The sequence below is a fragment of the Ardenticatena maritima genome (assembly GCF_001306175.1).
Classification (GTDB): domain Bacteria; phylum Chloroflexota; class Anaerolineae; order Ardenticatenales; family Ardenticatenaceae; genus Ardenticatena; species Ardenticatena maritima.
The window spans coordinates 181,377-198,524 of the sequence record NZ_LGKN01000004.1 but is presented as its reverse complement, the minus strand read 5'-3'; the positions used below and the strand labels follow the sequence as shown (position 1 = coordinate 198,524).

Below are 17,148 nucleotides of genomic sequence, written 5' to 3'. Positions count from 1 at the left end.
CGCTGAATGCGGTTTCATTATCGCGGATTTGGCCAACGTTTCAACAATTCATGCACGAGAAAACCGGTAAGCCCCCAGATGGTGTAGCCCCGCCATTCGTAGAAGTGCACAGGGACGCTGCGCCCCATGAAGTCGCGTGTTTCGACGCGGTGGCAGTCGGGCTTTTGCAGGTCGGCGATGGGGATGATGACAACCTCGGCGACTTCGGCGGGGTTGGGCTGGAAGGTGGTGTCCGGCGGGAGTGCGCCCACAAAGGCGTGCACGTTGACGCGGGCGCCGCCGGACGGCACTCTGCCGAGGCGACCGAGCAGGCGCACCGTGTGGGGCGGCACACCCAATTCTTCATGGCATTCGCGCAAAGCCGTGGCGACGGGGGTGGAGTCTTCGGGATCGGCGCGCCCGCCGGGAAAACTCATTTGCCCCTGGTGGGTGGAGAGGGTTTGCGGGCGCAGGGTGAAAACGAGCGCCCAGCCATGCGGGGTTGGAAGCAAGGGCGAAGGACGGCGGCGTCGCCCCAGGTGTCGGCGGGCTGAAAGCGCACCACAACCGGCGCATGGTGTGCAAAGGCGGTTTCCAGTTCGTCGAGTGTTGGTTGCCCATTCATGTTGGGTAGCGCACACGCACGATTGGTTGATGCTGGAAGAGCGGCGGCACGTCAAGCCCCATGCGCTTGTAGACTTCGGGCGCGATGCCGATGTCGGCGAGATAGAGGTCGCCGACCACGAAGGGGCTTTCGCGCAAGCCGCGTTTGGGCAGGGCGAGCGTCACGGTGGCGTCGGCTTCGATGCAGGGGCTGTAAATCGTCCCGTCGTTGGCGTCCAGCCCGCTGGGCACGTCCAGGCTGATGATGGGGGTGCGGCTGGCGTTTGCCAGGCGGATGAGGTCGGCGTAGAAGCCGCGCGGGTCGCCATGCAGGTTGTAGCCCAGCAGGGCGTCGAGCACGAGGGCGGCGCGCCCCCATTGGGGAGTGGGTTTGTCAATCGGGGTGCTGATGTCGTCGAAGTGCCAGAGCGGGACGCCGATGGCTTCGAGGATGCGGTATTGGCGCTGGGTTTCTTCTTTCAGGCGTTTGAACGCTGTGGCAAAGAGCACATGAACCTCGGCGCCCCAGTTGTGCAGGTGGCGCGCGGCGACCAGTCCGCCGCCGCCATTGTGCCCCGCGCCTACCAGAACGATGATGTGCTTGCCGACCACCGAACCGCCAAGGCGACGGCGCGCTACGTCCGCCAGGGCGCGCCCGGCGTGCTCCATCATCTGGATGAGCGGGATGCCCAGGTCTTCAATCATGATGCGGTCAACTTCGCGCATTTGTTCCACGCTGAGCGTGGGAATTTCTTCAATTGCGAAAGGAAAATCGGTCAACATGGCAATCCTCTAACAGTGTGTACGCTTGTTTGTTTGGAGATTGTAGTCCAGCAAGAGGGTGGTGGCAATGGCGCGAATGTTTGGAATTATCCCCAATATCCCACATTATCCCACACATATCCCACAAAAAATACCAACATTGTGGAAAAAAGCGGCTCTCCGCTCTGTGCGCGCACGGTGCACGTTCCGCTGTTTTCACAAGCGGGCGGCTCTTGCTACAATGAAGCCATGCGAGACCACATGGGGCTGCCCAGCCCGCCCTCACACAACAAACCATAGAAGGAACCACCTATGTCCTACCAGTTCGATATTGAAAGCCTGCTTGAGCGGAGCGGTTTTGGCGGCGGCGATGAACCACCCAACGACCGGAGCCGTCCTGCGCCCTCGTTTTTCAACCGGTGGACGTTTTTGCTCGGCGTGGTGCTGTTGCTGCTCTTCACCGCCGGCTGGATTGTAACCACGCTGACCGATTGGTGGTGGTTTCAGCAAGTGGGGTATGAGCGCGTCTGGCTGACGCTGGTGCAACTCCGCGTGGGCGTTTTTGTGGGGTTGCTGCTGGTGAGCGCCCTCTTCCTCGTGGGCAACTGGCTTCTGGCGCGCTGGCTTGTTATTCGTATCCCTGACATTTTCGGCGAGCGCCGTCTGCTGGAAGAGAACTGGGTTGCGCCCTTGCTGGCGGGGCTTGGGCTTTTCTTCGCGTTTGGCTTGGCGCAGCAGGGTGCCGGTATGTGGGATATGCTCATCCGCTTTTGGCATGCACGCCCGTTTGGCGTCAGCGACCCGATTTTCAACCGCGATATTGGCTTCTATGTGTTCACCTTGCCGCTCTATGAAACCCTGCACGCCTGGCTTGTCCAAGCCTTGATTCTGACGCTGATTGGTGTGGCGGGGGTGTATGCCGCTTCGCAGTGGGAAAATATCCAGCGCCGCGATTTTCTGTTGATGCCCTACATTCGCAAGCATGGCGCTTTGCTGTTGGCGGTGTTCTTTCTTTTGCTGGCGGCGGGGTATCAATTGCGGGTGTGGCGTTTGCTCTATTCGCCGCGCGGCGTTGTTTTTGGTGCGGGATACACCGACTTGCACGCTGCATTGCCCGTCCTGCGCATTCAAATGGTGCTGATGCTCGGCGCGGCGGTGGTGGCGTTGCTGAACTATTGGCGGCTCTTCTTGCGCCCGATGGTGGTGCTCGTGGCGTTGTGGGTTCTGGCTTCGGTGGGGGGCTCGCTCTATGCGGCCGGTTTGCAGCGCTACATTGTCGAACCGAACGAACTCACGCGCGAAGCGCCCTACATTCGCTACAACATTGAAGCCACACGCGCCGCCTACCTGCTTGACCGCGTCGAAAAGCGTGCGTTCCCGCGTGTTCAGCCGCTCACCGCGGACATTTTGCGGCGCAATGAAATTGTGTTGCGCAACATTCGCTTGTGGGATGAGCGCCCCTTGGCGCAGACAATCGCCCAGTTGCAGGAACTGCGCCCCTACTATGCGTTCAGCCCAGTGGACGTAGACCGCTACCGCTTGTTGACGGGGCAGGTGCGCCAGGTGATGCTTGCCGCGCGCGAGTTGCAGAAAGAAAACTTGCCCGCACGCTCATGGATCAATGAACGCCTGATTTTCACCCACGGGTATGGGTTGGTGCTCAATCCGGTGGATGAAGTGACGCCCGAAGGGCAACCCAACTTCTGGATTCGCAATTTGCCGCCCGAATCGTCGTTCCCCGGCGGCGGATATGAGGTGACGCACCCCGAAATCTACTACGGGCAACTCATGGGCGATTATGTCATCGTCAAAACGCGCCAGCCCGAGTTTGACTACCCAAGTGGTGATACGAACGTGTCCAGCCACTATGAAGGGGCCGGCGGGGTGCCGTTGGGCGGATGGGTGCGGCGGCTGCTCTTCGCCATGCGCATGACCGACCTGAATCTGTTGCTCAGCAATGACATTACCGCCGAATCGCGCATTTTGTTCCACCGCGATATTACAGAACGGGTGCGCACCATTGCACCTTTCCTCACCTTTGACAGCGACCCCTATCTGGTGCTGGATGGCGAGAGTGGACGGTTGTTCTGGATGATTGATGCCTACACCACCAGCGACGATTACCCGTATGCGACGCCACGCAATGGGCTGAATTACATTCGCAATACGGTCAAGGTGGTGGTGGACGCCTACAACGGCTCGGCGACGTTCTACCTGATTGATGACAGCGACCCGATTATCCAGGCGTACCTGGCGGCGTTCCCCTCGTTGTTCACCCCGTTCGACGAGATGCCCGCCGGTTTGCGCGCGCATATCCGCTACCCCAAGGATTTCTTCCGCATTCAAGCCGACCTCTACACGATTTACCACATGCAAGACGTGCAGGTCTTCTACAACCGTGAAGACTTGTGGCAATTGCCGGCGGAAGTCTTCCAGAATACACAAGTGCCCATGGAACCCTACTACGTTGTGTTAGACTTGCCCAACGATGAGGAAATTCGCCCTGAGTTTTTGCTCATTCAACCGTTTACGCCCGCCAACAAAGCCAACATGATTGCCTGGGTGGCGGCGCGCAATGACGAGCCCGACTATGGGCAGTTGGTGGTGTATGAATTCCCGAAACAGGAACTTATTTTTGGACCGATGCAGGTGGAAGCGCGCATTGACCAGGACCCCGCGATTAGCGAGCAGTTGACGCTTTGGAGCCAACAAGGCTCGCAAATCATTCGCGGCAATTTGCTGGTCATTCCTCTGGAAAATTCGATCCTCTATGTCGAACCGCTCTATTTGCTGGCGGAGACCGGGCAGATTCCTGAGTTGAAGCGCGTCATCGTGGCGAGCGGCAACCAGGTGGTGATGCGCGAGACGATGGCGGACGCCTTGGCGGCGCTGGTCAATGCGCCTGTGCTGGAAGCCGTGCCGAGTGAGGGGGAAACCGCCGCGTCTGAAACGCCCGTGACCGGTACGGTGGATGAGCGTATCGCCGAACTGGTGCGCCGTGCCAACACCTACTACGAACAAGCCGAAGCCGCACGTGTGGCGGGCGATTGGGCGGCGTATGGAGAGGCGTTGGACGCTCTGGAAGCGGTGTTGCGCGAGTTGGAAGCGCTGGTGGAACAGGGTGAAAGCGGCGAGTAAATCACAGGTGCGGCGCGTGGGGTGTCTGCGCCGCACCTGTGGCATGGGCGTTTAGAGGTCAAGCCCCGCGAACAAATCATCGTGGGGCGTGGCGTTGGGTGGTTGCGCCTGCACGTAGAAATCGTAGCGCATGGAGCGCCGCTGGAACCAGCGCGGCAACCAGCGCGCCGCGCCGCCACCCCCCTGGCTGCGGTGGCACGCGCTGGCTTGCTCCTTCACGTCCAGATACGGCTCCACGTACAGGCGGACGTGAATCTCATCATCGGGAACGCCGAGGCGCGTGAGGTCAATATCGCCGTTGCGCCCAAAGCGGCGAGGGTCTTGCCCGCGCAGGCGCAAAATGCGGATGAACCACTTGATGCGTGAGCGCGGGATGACCGTGTAGTAAAGCCGCGCGGGTTGCCATGGTTCGTACCCTTCGGCGAGCAAATCGCGGTAGGCGTCGGGGTCGCCCATGCGCGCCCACGCCCGTTGGACGGCGTGGTTGACTTTGATGTGGTCGGGGTGGAAGTAGCCCCCCGTGGGGTCGTGTGTGATGATGACGTGGGGGCGCACCTCACGCACCAGGCGCACAATGTCATGGGCGACTTCGTCCAGGTCGGCTTGATAGAGGCTGTCGGGATGTTTGTTGTCGGGAGCGCCTTCCATGCCGCTGTCGCGATAGCCGAATTGGTGGAGTGTCGCCCCCAATGCGCGGCAGGCGCATTCCAACTCGCGGCGGCGCACTTCTGCCAGGCTGGCGTGCTCGGCTTCGTCCGCGGCTTGGGGGTCCCACGTGCCCGCCGCGCCGTCCGTCACAATGCAAACATGCACGTCAACCCCTTCACGTGCGTACTTGGCAAGCGTCGCCCCTGGTCCAAACGATTCATCGTCGGGGTGGGCGAAAATCCCCAACAGGCGTCGTTGTTCACGCATGTTGCTCCTGCTCCCTTGTGTAGCGTTTTTGGTGGTGTCTCTTCGCGCGCGTGTTTGACGCGAATATGGCTCATCCTAGAATGGCGCGCCGTCTGCACCGTCAGACAGGGCGCCATGTGTGCCAGATGGTACACGTTCTGCGCAAAAGAGCGAAACTGAATTCAGAAGGAGAGGAGCAATGACGCTTCTGCAAGAAGATGCTTTACAGATGTACACCTACATGCTGAAAATGCGCATGATCGAAGAGCGCGCCTCGGCGCTCTATCGTGAAGCCAACTCCCCCATTGTGGGACGCATTTACACCGGGCGCGGGCAAGAAGCCATTTCGGTGGGCGCCGCCTATGCACTCGAAAAGGACGACGTGATTGCTCCCCTGTACCGTGATTTGGGCGCGAATTTGGTGCGGGGGATTACCACACGCGAGGTCTTTTGTCAGTACATGGGGCGCGCCAACAGCCACAACCGCGGCAAGGATAGCGGTATCCACTTTGGCGACCGCGAGCGGGGGATTGTCAGCATGGTGAGCAATCTCACCGCGTCGGTGCCGGTGGCGACGGGGGTGGCGTTGGGCTTTGTCTATCGCCAGGAGCCGCGCGTGGTGATGACCTTCTTCGGCGATGGCTCAACCGCGCATGGGTCGTGGCATGAGGGGGTCAACATGGCGGCGGCGCAGCGTTTGCCCGTCGTCTTCGTGCTGGAAAACAACCAGTGGGCGCTTTCGACCCCCACGCACAAGCACACCGCTTTGCGCGAATTGGCTGACCGCGCCAAAGGGTATGGGATGCCCGGCGTGCGCGTTGACGGCAACGATGTGCTGGCGGTCTATGAAGCCGCGCGCGAGGCGGTGGCGCGGGCGCGCGCCGGCGAGGGACCGACGCTCATCGAGGCGGTGACCATGCGCATGGAAGGGCACTCTATTACCGACCCTGCGCAATACGTGCCCCGCGAGATGCTGGAAGAGTGGGCGGCGCGCGACCCCATTGCACGCTTTGAGGCGTTTTTGCGCGAGCAAGGGTGGCTTGATGATGAAACGGCGGCGCGCATTCGCCGCGAGATTGCCGACGAAATCGAGGAAGCGGTACAGTTCGCGCTCAACAGCCCGGAACCGCGCCCCGAAGAGGCGTTGACGGACGTCTTCGCGCCGGCAAACGTGCCCGAAGTGCGCCCGCCGGCGAGCGCCGCTCGCTCAACGATGTCGTACCGCGCCGCCATTCGCGACGCGATTTTTACGGCGTTTGCCCGCGATGAGCGGGTGTTCCTGATGGGGGAAGATGTCTCGTATGGGGGCGTGTACGGCATTTCCAAAGACCTGGCGGAGACGTTTGGCGAGCGCCGCGTGATTGATACACCCATTGCCGAAGCCGCGATTGTGGGCGCGGCGACGGGCGCGGCGTTGTTTGGCTTGCGCCCCATCGCCGAAATCCAGTTTGCGGACTTCATCGCGCCGGCGATGGACATTTTGGTGAACATGACGGCGAAGTACCACTACCGCACGCGCTGGCCTGTGCCGCTGGTGATTCGCACCCCGGCGGGGGCGATTATCGAATCGCACGGCAGTACGGGACCTTTCCACTCGCAAAGCCCCGAAGCCTGGTTCGCCCATACCCCCGGCTTGAAAATTGTTGTGCCGTCCACGCCGTATGACGCCAAGGGGCTTTTGCTCGCCGCGCTGGAAGACCCCAATCCCGTGCTCTATTTTGAGCAAAAGGCGCTCTACAATCTGCGCGGCGAAGTTCCCGAAGGCTACTACACCGTGCCGCTGGGCAAAGCCGCCGTGCGGCGCGAGGGCGACGACCTGAGTATCATCACCTATGGCGCGCTGGTGGCGGAAGCGCTCAAAGCGGCGGAGATGCTGGCGGCTGAGGGAATCAGCGTGGAAGTGCTCGATTTGCGCACGCTTGTGCCGCTTGATGAGGAAGCCGTGCTGGCGACGGTGCGCAAGACGGGCAAGGTGCTGGTGGCGTACGAAGCCAACATGACCTGCGGCTTTGGGGCGGAAGTCGCGACGCGCATTTGGGAACACGCCTTTGAGTGGCTGGATGCGCCCCTGGTGCGCGTCAGTGCGCCCGATACGCCGACGCCGTCCGCGCCCCAACTGGCGCGCTTCTGGTATCCCGACGCGGGCAAAATTGCCGCCGCCGCCCGCGATCTCGCGGCGTATTGAGCGCCGTCATCGTGATGTGCAGAAGAAGCCCCTTCGGGGGCTTTTTTTGTTGGCGAAGAGGCACCCCGCAACGGGCAAAGCGTGCAAAACGCGCCCAAATTTTGCGCCGTGCGTGCGTTTTGTGATGCGAACAGACCTTCACAAGTTGAAATCGGCATACGCTTCTGCGTTTCCTCAAAAACCACATTCTGAGGTGCAACCATGCGAGTTTTTTCCTGCTTGATGGTCGTTTTTTTGTTGGCGGGGTGTACCGCCGCGACAGCCACCACCAACCAACCGCCCGCGGCTTCGCAAGCCCAAACGCCCCCGGTGGCGCGCACGCTGCTGCACAGTGAAGACCTGGCGAACTTTGGCGAGACGACGCTGCTGTTAGCCTCTTCGTCCCATGTGGGCACGCCCACCATCGCCGGGTGGGATGAGGCGGCGACAGCGGTTTTCTCCGTGCAGACGCCGACGCAAGATGTGACGCTCACCTTGACGAACACGGTCTATCGCTTCCCCAGCGCCGAGGTCGCGCATACGGCAAGCACAGCGTTCACCCCCACCGACATTGGCGTTGTGGTGCCGCTGGCGCAGGAAACGGGGCTTTTGGAAACGGCGCAGGTTCAGCAGTTGCAGGCGCAGGGGGCGCTGTGGCGTATCTGGAAGGGGGTTGATGGTTCAGGCGTGGTGCACATGGTCGCCGTGGTGCATGTCGAAACGTATGTGGCGCTCTTCGAGATGACCAGTTTTGCCTCGGCAAGCACCGATGTGCGGATGGTGGATGCGACACAGGCGCAAATTGTCGCCGGGCGCGTGCTCAACCATGTGGTGAAGCAGTGGCTTTCGCGAGTGGTGAGCGCGCGTGCCGAAATCTCCTGAACGCGCGCGAACGTAGCCGACAAAGCGAACGCCCTGGTGGAATGCTCCGCCAGGGCGTTTTGCTGTGTGGGCGTCTGGATTACGCCCAATTGAAGTGGAAGACGCCTTCTTTGTCCACGCGCTCGAATGTGTGCGCTCCAAAGAAATCGCGCTGGGCTTGGATGAGATTGGCGGGCAGGCGTTCGCTGCGGTAGCCGTCGTAGTAGGCGAGTGAGGCGGCGATGACGGGCACAGGCACGCCGTTGCGCACGGCGATATGCACCGTTTCGCGCCAGGTTTGCTGGCGTTCCGCCAATGCTTCGCGGAAGGTGGGCGCGAGCAACAGGTTGGCGAGCGTTGGCGTTTCGGTGTAGGCGGTGCGGATTTCTTCCAACAGGGCGGCGCGAATGATACACCCCGCCCGCCAGATGGTGGCGACGTCGTGCAGGTTGTAGGTGTAGCCGTGCTCCGTGCGGGCGCGGTCGAGCAGTGCCATGCCCTGCGCAAAGGCGACAATCATCGCGGCGTAGAGCGCGTCACGGGTGGCGGCGATGAGACGGTGCGCGTCGTCGGGTTCGGGGCTGGGACCCGCCAGTTGGGCGGCGGCGGCGACGCGCTCTTCTTTCAAGCCGGAGAGGATGCGGGCTTCGACGGCTTCGGTGATGCTGGGCACGGCGACGCCCACATCGAGCGCTTCTTGCGAGGTCCATTTGCCGGTGCCTTTTTGCTTCGCCTTGTCCAAAATCACTTCGACGATGGGGCGACCCGTGTCGGGGTCGGTAGTGGCCAGAATGTGGGCGGTGATTTCCACGAGGAACGAGGCGAGTTCAGCGCGGTTCCATTCAGCGAAAACGGCGCTTTGCTCGGCGGGCGGCAGGTTCCCCACGCGGCTCAGCAGGTCGTACACTTCGGCAATGGCTTGCATGATGGCGTATTCGATGCCGTTGTGCACCATTTTGACGTAGTGCCCACTTCCGCCTTCGCCCAGGTAGGTCACGCAGGGCGTGCCGTCGGGGGCTTTGGCGGCGATGGCTTCAAAAATGGGTGCGACCGCGTCATACGCCGCGCGTGGTCCCCCCGGCATGATGCTGGGACCCCAGAGCGCCCCTTCCTCGCCGCCTGAAATGCCTGTGCCCAGCAACAGAATGCCGTGCTCGGCAAGGGCGGCCTGGCGGCGTTCGGTGTCCGTGTAGTGCGAATTGCCGCCGTCAATGATGATGTCGCCGGGTTCCAGCAGTGGGCGCAGGGCGTCAATCATGGCGTCCACAGGGTTGCCGGCGGGCACCATGAGCATGAGGCGGCGGGGACGTTCCAACTGCCGCACAACTTCTTCCAGCGAAAAAGCCCCGCTGACGTGCGGCGCGCCGTAGGCTTCGAGAAAGGCGTGCGTCTTGTCGGCATGGCGGTTGTACACGGTGAGCGGAAACCCGTTGCGGGCAATGTTGCGCGCCAGCGCCGCCCCCATGGTCCCTAACCCCAGAACGGCGATTTGTGAACCTGACATAAATCAAACTCCTTTCAGTTGGTTGATGCTTGTTGAGTTGTCAAGGTTTCGTACACGTGCGCCGTTGCACGGGCTGTTGCATTCCATGAGAAGCGCGCCGCCTGGCGCACTGCTTCCGCCGCCAGTTGGGCGTGCAGGGCGTCGTCTTGCATGAGGCGGTCGAGCGCCTGGGCGAGGCTGGTTTCATCGTCGGGCGGCACGAGCACTCCCGCATTGCCCGCCACTTCCGGCAAACTGCTGGCGGTGGTGGTGATGACGGGGACGCCGCACGCCAGCGCTTCCAGCACGGGCAAGCCAAACCCTTCGTAAACCGAGGGGAAGACAAAGAGCCGTGCGCCGCCGATGAGTGCGGGCTTCTCTTCATCCGGCACGAAGCCGCAGAAGTGCAGACGGTGCGCAACGCCCAGCGTTTCCGCCACTCGTCGGGGGTCGGGGGTAAAGTCGGTGTCGCTTTGGGGCAAGCGCCCGGCGATGACCAGCGTCCAATCGCCGCTGGTGCGCGCCAGTGCGCGAATGAGCAGGGGCACGCGCTTGCGCACGTCGAAGCCGCCCAGGTAGAGCGCGTAGGATTCGGGCAGGGCGTAGCGGGTGCGCACGGCGGCGACGGCGTCGGGCGTGGGCGGCTGAATGTCGGTAGCGAGGTAGACGGTTTGCACACGCTCGGCGGGCACACGCAGGTGGGTGAGAATGTCGCGGCGTGTCGCCTCGCTGTCGGCGAGCAGGCGCGGTGTGCGGCGGGCGGCATGCGCGACGAGCGCGGTGTAGAGCCGCACAAGCCAGTTGCCCCGATACGCCGGCAGGAGCAGGGGGATGAGGTCGTGCACGGTGGCGACAACCGGGAGCGGGGCTTGCAGCGGCGGCGCAAAGTAGGGCACGTGGTACACGTCGGCTTGGACGGCTTGGGCGGCGCGTGGTGCGCCCACCTGCTCGAACCAGACTTTTGCCAGGTGGGGGTGCAGGGTGTCGAAGGGGGTGGGCACGTGCCGCCAGCCAACGTCGTTGGGGGGTGGTGTGGTGTGGGCGCGGCGTGTGGCGGCTGTATCCCCCAGCAGGATGAGCGCAATATCGGGACGGGTGCGGCGCAGGGCGTGTACCAGGTGGTGCAGGTACTGCCCACTGCCGGTGGTGGTTTGCCCCCAAAAAAAAGCGTTGATGGCAACGCGCATTGTCCTCACCGACGATACCCGTTGGGATGTGTGCGGTGCCATTCCCACGCGCTGGCGATGATTTCCCGCAGCGAGGTGAAGCGCGGACGCCAGCCCAATTCGCGCTGGATGCGCTGGCTACTGGCAATCAAGATGGGTGGGTCGCCGGGGCGGCGCGGCGCTTCGACCGCCGGGATGGGATGCCCCGTCACACTGCGCGCGGTTTCGATGACTTGCTTCACGCTGAACCCCTGCCCGTTGCCGAGATTGTAGGTGCGGCTTCCTTCGTCCAACGCTTCGAGCGCCAGAATGTGCGCCGAGGCGAGGTCTTGCACGTGGATGTAGTCGCGGATGGCGGTGCCGTCGGGTGTGGGGTAGTCGGTGCCAAAGATTTTGATGTGCTCGCGCTGACCGAGCGCCACTTGCAACACCAGCGGGATGAGGTGCGTTTCGGGGTCGTGGTGTTCGCCACGGTTGGGCAGCGCCCCTGCGGCGTTGAAGTAGCGCAGGATGGCGTAGCGCATGCCGTAGGCTTCATCAAAGCGGCGGAGCATCCATTCAATCATCAGTTTGCTTTCGCCGTAGGGGTTGATGGGGTTGGTGGGTGTCTCTTCGGTGATGGGAATGGTTTTGGGAATGCCATAGACGGCGGCGGTGCTGGAAAACACAATGCGGTTGACGCCGGTTTCGAGCATGGCGTGCAACAGGTTGAGCGTGTAGGCGACGTTGTTGCGGTAGTATTTGGCCGGATTGGCGACGCTTTCGGGCACAAGCGACGCCGCGCCAAAGTGCATGACGGCGTCGGGGCGTTCTTCGGCGAGCAGGCGCGCCAGTTTTTTGGGCTGTCCAAGGTCGCCGCGCACAAAGCGCGCCCCTTCGGGGATGGCGTCGCGGTGGCCGGTGCTCAGGTTGTCGTACACGATGACGTCGTGGCCGGCGTTCAGTAGTTCGGTGGCGGTGATGCTGCCGATGTAGCCGGCGCCGCCGGTGACGAAAACTTTCATGGTTGGCGACTCCTCGTCTCGTTCGATTTTGGTTCTGCATTGAGCCAGGCGCTGATAGCGCCGTGAGCGGTAATCACACGGGCGGCGGCGGTGTGCCCCGCCCGGCACGCTTCTTCCAGTGATGCGCCCCGCGCCAGTGCGACCACAAGCCCCGCGCCAAAGGCGTCGCCCGCGCCTGTGGTGTCCACCACGTGCGCGACAGGCGGGGCTGGAATGGTGCGCCGCTCCTGGTGGGTGGCGAGGTCGCAGCCGTTTGCGCCCCGCTTCACAATAACGCAATGTGCGCCTTTGTCCAGCAGGGTTGTGGTTGCGGCGGCAACTGTGGGCGCGCCGGTCAGGCGCAAGGCTTCGGTCTCGTTGCAGAGAAAGATGTCCAGGTGGGGCAAGAGCGCCCACAACGGCGAGGGGTCTTGCATGGTGGGCGAAAGGGTGACGTCGAGCAGGGTGAAGCGCCCCTGGCGGCGTGCTTCGGCAAGGGTGTCTGCAAAGTCGGGGGTTAGCAGGGCGGGCAGAACAAAGTAGCCGCCGATGTAGATGAAGCGTGCGCTGGGGAGCGCGTGAACGGCGCGGCGGATGTCCGCGCTGGTGAGGGCGCGGTTCGCGCCAAAGGTGTGCAGGAAGCGCGGCTGGGCGTGGCTATCCACCAGGCAGATGGTGAGGCTGGTGGGGGTGTCGGGCAGGCGGCGGATGGCTTGCGTTTGCACGCCGACGCGCCGCCAGGTGTGGTGCAAGAGGTCGGCGGTTGCGTCGTCGCCCGTGCAGGCAACCAGGGCAACCGGTTCGCCCAGGGCGGCGACACCCACCGCCACGTTGGACGCCGAGCCGCCGGCGCTGAGTGTGCCGTGTTCAAACAAGAGCGAGTCGTGGCGTGGAACGTCGTCCACCGGGGCGCAGGTGATGTCGAGTGTGACGTTGCCGCAGACGAGAATGGCGGGGGTGGGGGTCATGCTACAACCCCCTCATCGCGCAGGCGGGCAATGTCAAGGTCGCTCAGCCCTATGTCGCGCAAGATGGCGTCGGTCTGTTCGCCGACGTTGGGGGGCGGGGTAGGCTCGCCGGCGGGGGTTGCCGAGAGCCGCACGGGAAAGCGTGGGTGGGGAAAGCCGTTGTCGTCGGTGTAGATGCTTTCGCGGGCTTGAATGTGCGGGTCGTTCTGGACTTCTTCCATGTCGAGCAGGGGCGTGATGGGCACGTTTTGCGGGTCGAACAGGTTGAGCCAGGCGTCGAGTGGGCGTGTGGCGAAAAGGGCGGCGATCTCGTCGCGCAGGGTCGGGTCGAACGCGCGTGGAAGCCAGTCGGGGCGTTCGACCGTTTCGCAAAACGCCCGCCAGAATTTGGGTTCCAGTGCGCCAAGCGCCAGAAAACGCTCGTCGGCGGTGGCATAGACGTTGTAGCAGGGGGCTTTGCCCGTGAGCATACCAGTGCCGACGCCCATTTCTTCCAGCAGGGGCAGTTTGCTGAGCGGCAGCCAGAAGTACGCCCAGGCAAGTGCGCCGTCGAGCATGGAGACGTCGAGATGTTGCCCCTCGCCCGTGCGTTTGCGCGCCAGGAGCGCGGCGAGAATGGTGGCGACCGCCGGCCATGCGCCGCCCCCCACGTCGGCGAGTTGGACGGGCAGGAGATGGGGAGCGCCGTTGGGGGGGCGGGCTTGCAGGAGCAAGCCCGCCAGGGCGAGGTAGTTGTTGTCATGGCCGGGGCGCTCGCGGTAGGGACCTGTTTGCCCGTAGCCGCTGATGCTGCAATAGACTAGGCGGGGGTTGCGTTGGCGCAGGGTGGCGTAGTCGGCGCCCAGCCGCGCCATGACGCCGGGGCGGAAGCCTTCGACAAGGACGTCGGCGGTTTCAACCAAGCGATAGAAGATGTCGCGCCCGGCGTCGGTTTTCAGGTCGAGCGCGATGGAGCGCTTGTTGCGGTTCAGTGCGGCGCGGTAGGGGTTTTCGCGCGTGCGGGGCATGCTCAGCCCGCCCTGGTGGCGTTCGGGGGCTTCGATTTTGATGACGTCAGCGCCGAGGTCACCCAGCCACATGGTGGCGAGTTCCCCCGGAAGCAGGTGCGCCAGGTCAAGCACCCGGTAGCCGTGGAGCGGTGGTTGGTGAAGCATGGGTTGCCTCGTTTGCAGTTGGTTAGTCTTTACCAGGTTGGCAGGGCGCGTTCGAGCATACGCACCCAATTGCCGTAGGCGATGGCGTGCAAGGCGTCCTCGTCGTAGCCGCGCGTGCGCAGCACGTCGAAGATGCGTTCGATGTCGGCGATGCTGTCCAGCCCTTCGGGCGCGGCGTCCGCCCCAAAGCCGCCGTCAAAATCGGTGCCGATGGCGACGTGGCGCGGTGTCCCCAGGAGTTGCACCACGTGGTCAATGGCGTCGGCGACGCGGCTGAGCGGCACGGGCGCGCGGGTTTCGCGCCAGTTGTCCAGCAGGAAGGCGTTGTAGGGCACAATGCCCATGACGCCGTCACGTTCGGCGAGCGCGCGAATCATCTCGTCGGAGAGGTGGCGGTCGGTGTTGCAGAAGGCGCGCGGGTTGCTGTGGCTGGCGATGATGGGACCTTCGTAGGCGTCGAGCGCTTGCCAGAAGGCTTCTTCGGCGGCGTGGCTCAGGTCGAGCAGCATTTGGAAGGCGCTCATTTCGCGCAAAAGGGCGCGCCCCAGGTCGGTGAGGGGACCGGGTTCGTGCGTGCCGCCGGCGTAGCGGGTGCGCCCCCACGCCAGCCCGATGGCACGCAAGCCGCGGCTGTACCAGTCGGCGACTTCTTCGGGCGTGCGGATGGCGTCCGCGCCTTCGAGAGAGATGAGCAAGCCCACGCGGCGCAGGGCGTCGGGGGTGCGCCAGGTGTGCAAGACGGCGTGCAGGTCGTTGGTGGATTCAATCAGGCGCACTTGCGGGGCGCGTGCCGCCAGGCTTTGGTAGTAGGCGAGTTGCATGCGCCCGCGGCGATGGGCTTCTTCGGGGGTTTCGTAGGTGTGGCGGGCGCGGCGCGCCACGCGCTTGGGCATGACATAAATTGTGGCGAACACAACCGCCACCCGCCCGGCGAGCCATTGGGGCAGGGCGGTCATGCGTTTGCCCAGGGCGGCTTCAATGGCGCTACCGGCTTCGCGTTGGCGGGCGGTGGCGATATCTTCCAACGGGTCGCGTTGGGCTTCAAACCAGTTCCAGGCGATGTCTTCGTGTGCGTCAATGAAAAACGGAATCATGCTCTCCCCCGCTCGGTGGTGTTTGTGTTTCAATCTACCCAAATTTCCACAAAGTCAAATCGTTCGACGTCAACCAGCCCTTTGTCGGTCAGTTTGAGTTTGGGGATGACGGGGAGCGCCAGAAACGAAAGCGCCATGAAGGGCGATGAGAGGCGGCACCCCAGCGCGCGGGCGGCGTGGTGGATGGCTTCGTCCTGTGCGGCGACCTCTTCAAGGGGGCGGTCGCTCATCAGCCCGGCGATGGGCAGGGGCAGAGCGGCAAGCAGTTCCCCATCGGCGACGGCGACCTGTCCGCCGCCCAGGGTTTCGATGGCGCGCACCGCCGCCAGCATATCGTCGTCGTTTGTTCCCACCACGATGATGTTGTGTGAATCGTGGGCGACGCTGCTGGCGAGTGCGCCGCGCTGCAAGCCAAAGCCCGTGACAAAGGCGACGCCGACGTTGCCCGTGCCGTGGTGGCGTTCCACAACGGCGAGTTTGAGCATGTCGCGCGTGGGGTCGGCGAGCGCGCGGTTGTTTTCGATGCGGGCGGGCATGAAACGCTCGCCTGTGACGATTTGCCCTTCGATGACTTCAATCACGCGGGCGGTGCTGTGCCCGGCGGGGGCGGGAATGTCGAAGCCGGGGAAGGCGTCCCAGTTGATGTGGACGCTGGGCGGCAAGGTGGACGGCGCAGGGGGCACATTCACCAGCAAGCGCCCCTCTTCGGCGACGAGGCGACCTTCGACAAAAACGCGCTGGACGCGGAACGTGTTGAGGTCGTCCAGCACGAGAATGTCGGCGCGGAAGCCGGGGGCGAGTGCGCCATAGCCGCGGCGGTCGAGCCCAAACCATTCGGCGGTGTTGATGCTTCCCATTTGAATGGCGGTGATGGGGTCGAGACCGAGGGCGATGGCTTTGCGCACAAGGTGGTCAACATGCCCTTCGTGGAGCAGGTCGCCGGGGTGGCGGTCGTCGGTTGCCCAGCAACAACGGCGGCTGTTGGCGGGGGTGACGATGGGGAGCAAGGCTTCCAGGTTGCGGGCGCTACTGGCTTCACGGATGAGCACGTACATGCCGCGGCGCAGTTTTTCGGCGGCTTCCTCGGCGGTGGTGCTTTCGTGGTCCGAGCCGATGCCGGCGACGATGTAGGCGTTGAGGTCGCGCCCGCGCACGCCGGGGCTGTGTCCGTCAATGGGAACACGGCGCGCGTGCGCCAGCCGGATTTTGGCAAGGACGGCGGGGTCGCGGTAGATGACGCCGGGGAAGTTCATCATCTCCGCCAACCCGATGACGCCTTCCTCGTCGAACAGGAGCGCGAGGTCGTCGGCGGTGAGCGCGGCGCCGGTGGTTTCCATGTGGGTGGCGGGCACGCACGAAGAAGCCATGACGAAGATGCTCATGGGAACACCGCGGCGGCTTTCGAGGATGTAGCGGATGCCGTCCAGCCCGTGCACGTTGGCAATTTCGTGGGGGTCGAAAACGGCGGCGGTTGTGCCGCGCGGCACGACGGCGCGGGCAAATTCGGGCACCGTCACCTGGGTGCTTTCGACGTGCATATGCCCGTCAATCAGCCCGGGCGCCAGCCATTTCCCAGAGACGTCAATGGTCTGTTTGCCTTCGTAGCCGTCGCCAATTCCCACAATCACGCCGTCGGCAATGGCGATGTCGGCGGTTTCGATGTCGCCGGAGAAGACGTTGATGAGGCGACCACCACGCAAGACCAGGTCGGCGGGTTCATCACCATGAGCGGCGGCAATACGGCGTTCCAGGTTCATACACACACCTCCTTCGTTGCAGGGGGAACAGGTTAGGGTAGTCTATCGTGGGGTGGAAGGTGTGTCAACGAAGGTGCGCGGTGGGGAAAAGAAGCAGGCCTGACGGGGAGCGCCGCCAGGCCTGTGGGGGGCGGTGTGCGGT

General features: G+C 63.5%; 14 protein-coding genes. 3 read left to right on the top strand and 11 right to left on the bottom strand.

Going from position 1 to position 17,148, the window contains the following annotated elements; genetic code table 11:
* Positions 1-17: 17 nt before the first annotated feature.
* Genes SE16_RS05675 through SE16_RS05665 form a run of 3 tightly spaced genes read right to left on the bottom strand, consistent with a single transcriptional unit; the run spans position 18 to position 1,365 of the window.
* Positions 18-416 (bottom strand): NUDIX hydrolase, encoded by a 399-nt coding sequence (locus SE16_RS05675; RefSeq protein WP_054491872.1) that lies wholly within the window; start codon positions 414-416, stop codon positions 18-20.
* Positions 413-604 (bottom strand): hypothetical protein, encoded by a 192-nt coding sequence (locus tag SE16_RS05670; protein ID WP_054491871.1) that lies wholly within the window; start codon positions 602-604, stop codon positions 413-415. The genes SE16_RS05675 and SE16_RS05670 overlap by 4 nt, the downstream gene beginning before the upstream one ends.
* Positions 601-1,365, bottom strand: a complete 765-nt coding sequence (locus SE16_RS05665; RefSeq protein WP_054491870.1) for an NAD(P)H-hydrate epimerase — start codon at positions 1,363-1,365, stop codon at positions 601-603. The genes SE16_RS05670 and SE16_RS05665 overlap by 4 nt, the downstream gene beginning before the upstream one ends.
* 291 nt (positions 1,366-1,656) lie before the next feature.
* On the opposite strand from SE16_RS05665, the gene SE16_RS05660 reads away from it, so the two are divergent.
* Complete coding sequence (locus SE16_RS05660) at positions 1,657-4,482, top strand: UPF0182 family membrane protein (protein ID WP_082373884.1); 2,826 nt, start codon at positions 1,657-1,659, stop codon at positions 4,480-4,482.
* Between the two features lie 51 nt (positions 4,483-4,533).
* On the opposite strand, the gene SE16_RS05655 is transcribed toward SE16_RS05660, so the two are convergent.
* Positions 4,534-5,397 carry a PIG-L family deacetylase gene (locus SE16_RS05655; protein WP_054491869.1) on the bottom strand — a complete coding sequence of 288 codons (864 nt, stop codon included), beginning with the start codon at positions 5,395-5,397 and terminating at the stop codon, positions 4,534-4,536.
* Between the two features lie 178 nt (positions 5,398-5,575).
* On the opposite strand from SE16_RS05655, the gene SE16_RS16605 reads away from it, so the two are divergent.
* Together SE16_RS16605 and SE16_RS05645 are read left to right on the top strand one after the other, a co-directional pair.
* On the top strand, positions 5,576-7,561 hold the full coding sequence (locus SE16_RS16605; protein ID WP_054491868.1) for an alpha-ketoacid dehydrogenase subunit alpha/beta: 1,986 nt from the start codon (positions 5,576-5,578) through the stop codon (positions 7,559-7,561).
* A gap of 201 nt (positions 7,562-7,762) precedes the next feature.
* Entirely contained in the window at positions 7,763-8,422 is a 660-nt protein-coding gene (locus SE16_RS05645) for a hypothetical protein (RefSeq protein WP_152918002.1), read from the top strand.
* Between the two features lie 79 nt (positions 8,423-8,501).
* On the opposite strand, the gene gndA is transcribed toward SE16_RS05645, so the two are convergent.
* Genes gndA through ade form a run of 7 tightly spaced genes read right to left on the bottom strand, consistent with a single transcriptional unit; the run spans position 8,502 to position 17,006 of the window.
* Positions 8,502-9,905, bottom strand: coding sequence for an NADP-dependent phosphogluconate dehydrogenase (gene gndA, locus SE16_RS05640; protein ID WP_054491866.1), 1,404 nt, complete (start codon positions 9,903-9,905; stop codon positions 8,502-8,504).
* Positions 9,906-9,919: 14 nt separating this feature from the next.
* Positions 9,920-11,071, bottom strand: a complete 1,152-nt coding sequence (locus SE16_RS05635; protein WP_060687333.1) for a glycosyltransferase family 4 protein — start codon at positions 11,069-11,071, stop codon at positions 9,920-9,922.
* Between the two features lie 5 nt (positions 11,072-11,076).
* Positions 11,077-12,054 carry a UDP-glucose 4-epimerase GalE gene (gene galE, locus SE16_RS05630; RefSeq protein WP_054491642.1) on the bottom strand — a complete coding sequence of 326 codons (978 nt, stop codon included), beginning with the start codon at positions 12,052-12,054 and terminating at the stop codon, positions 11,077-11,079.
* Positions 12,051-13,001, bottom strand: a complete 951-nt coding sequence (locus SE16_RS05625) for a carbohydrate kinase family protein (RefSeq protein WP_054491641.1) — start codon at positions 12,999-13,001, stop codon at positions 12,051-12,053. The genes galE and SE16_RS05625 overlap by 4 nt, the downstream gene beginning before the upstream one ends.
* Positions 12,998-14,155: a CaiB/BaiF CoA transferase family protein gene (locus SE16_RS05620; RefSeq protein WP_060687331.1), complete on the bottom strand. Its 1,158-nt coding sequence runs from the start codon at positions 14,153-14,155 to the stop codon at positions 12,998-13,000. The genes SE16_RS05625 and SE16_RS05620 overlap by 4 nt, the downstream gene beginning before the upstream one ends.
* Positions 14,156-14,184: 29 nt before the next feature.
* On the bottom strand, positions 14,185-15,249 hold the full coding sequence (locus SE16_RS05615) for a dipeptidase (RefSeq protein ID WP_054492277.1): 1,065 nt from the start codon (positions 15,247-15,249) through the stop codon (positions 14,185-14,187).
* A 29-nt stretch (positions 15,250-15,278) separates the two neighbouring features.
* Positions 15,279-17,006: an adenine deaminase gene (ade, locus tag SE16_RS05610; RefSeq protein ID WP_060687330.1), complete on the bottom strand. Its 1,728-nt coding sequence runs from the start codon at positions 17,004-17,006 to the stop codon at positions 15,279-15,281.
* Positions 17,007-17,148: the final 142 nt, after the last annotated feature.